Annotated in this window: 1 protein-coding gene; it reads left to right on the forward strand. The window is 52.3% G+C overall.

The genetic code is table 11. The features are described 5' to 3' along the window. A partial coding sequence (locus OB13_RS15730; protein ID WP_461491128.1) for an ice-binding family protein occupies positions 1-1846 on the forward strand: 1846 nt, incomplete at both ends.

The following is a 1846-nucleotide window of genomic DNA, read 5'->3' on the forward strand; positions in this document are numbered from 1 at the left end:
AACAGGTATCGACGGCAACCTGGGCATCAGCCCCGGCAAAACAATTGTAGGTGAAGAATATCTGCTTGTTTCAGGAAAGAAACATAAAGGGACTGAGTTGGCAGCTGAGGCGCAGCTCAACGCCAAGAATGCCTACACGGCATTGCGGAATTTGCCCGACCAAAAGACGCTCGAACCGAGTTTAGGTAATGGACTGACTGTAACACCGGGTGTCTACCGGATAAACGGCGATGCTACCCTGAACGGCATCATGGTACTGGATGGACAGGGGGATATCAACTCTACCTTTGTGTTTATCATAGACGGAAGTTTTACCACGTTTGCTCCCACAGCCCAGAATCCTACCCCGAGTATGATTTCGCAGCAAGGCGCAGAAGCCAAGAACGTATACTGGGTGGTGGAGAATGAGGTCAACATGGGCTCTTCTACTTCCTTTGTCGGTAACGTCATCGCCAATAACGATGTAACACTGGCCAGTGCAGCCAGAATACAGGGCAGAGCGATCTCTCTGAACAAAGCAGTTAACTTTCATTTCAACACAGTATTCCTCCCGATTGTAGTATACTCCAACCTTGCTGTAGAGAAAACAGCTCAGGGTGGAGATTTCTCGGTAGGCGCAGAGGTAACCTATACCATCAAGGCAACGAACAGAGGACCGGGAGCTGCCCTTGGGGTGGAAGTAAAGGAGAAGGTCCCGGCCGGACTGCAGTATATTCGTTCGGAAGCTGGCAAGGGTACCTATGATCCGGAAACCAATATCTGGGCGATAGGGGACATGAACAACGGGCAGCAAATTACGTTGACGATCGTCTTCAAGGTGCTGGTGCCGGGTGTGCTCCGCAATCAGGTAGATATAATAGGAGACAATCCGGATCCGGATGAAAATGATAACACGGATGAAGTTCCGATCATCACCATATGTCCTGACCTGAATCCTGTGCTAAGTGGCAGTGCCATTCTGTGCGCCAACAGCAAAGAGGTTATCTTCACAGCAACCCCGATCGTAGGCGCGAAATATGAGTTCACGCTGCCAAATGGCTGGACTAAAATCGACCAGGTAGGCAACGTGATCCGGGTGAATGCAGGAACAACATCAGGAAAAATACAGGCGACAGTTACAGACCAATGCGGAAAAGTGGCTACTGCAGAACTAGCCGTTGAAGTAACGGGCGCACCGGCGGTAGCGACTATTGAAGGCGGAAGCAGCTTGTGCTTCAACACGGAAGGTGTCAGCTACACGGCAACCGGCGTGAGCGGCGAAGTTACCTATGAGTGGCTGGCAACCGAAGGACTGAATATTGAGCGTGGACAGGGTACTGCCACTGTAGTGGTTAAGCCGAAAGCAGGTGCAGTAGGCGGTACACTTACAGTAAAAGTAACCAACAGCTGCGGCTTTGAAAGTGTAAGTGCTAAAGTAATAACCGTAACGCCTGCACCAATAGCTCCTGCTGCCATAGCAGGAAGCACGACACTCTGCGTGGGCGCAGAAGCTACCTACACAGCGACGGTTGTACCGGGTGCCACCTATACCTGGAGTGTGCCGGAAGGCTGGACTATCCTGTCAGAAGATAAGACGACAAACCAGATCAAAGTAAGAGCAGGCACTACTGCAGGTACCCTGCAGGTTGTAGCAAACAATGCCTGCAGCAGCAGTGCGGCGGCTACGCTGGCGGTAAGTGTCCTGAATATACCGGCTGCACCCACTGCTATTAGTGGTGCGACAACACCGTGCGCCGGCTCCGAGCAGGTATACACCATAGCCCCGATCGAAGCCGCTGCGAGCTATACCTGGGTGGTGCCGACAGGCTGGTCCGTGATCGGCAGCCGCACTTCCAACACCATTAAG

This window comes from Pontibacter sp. HJ8 (genome assembly GCF_054824225.1).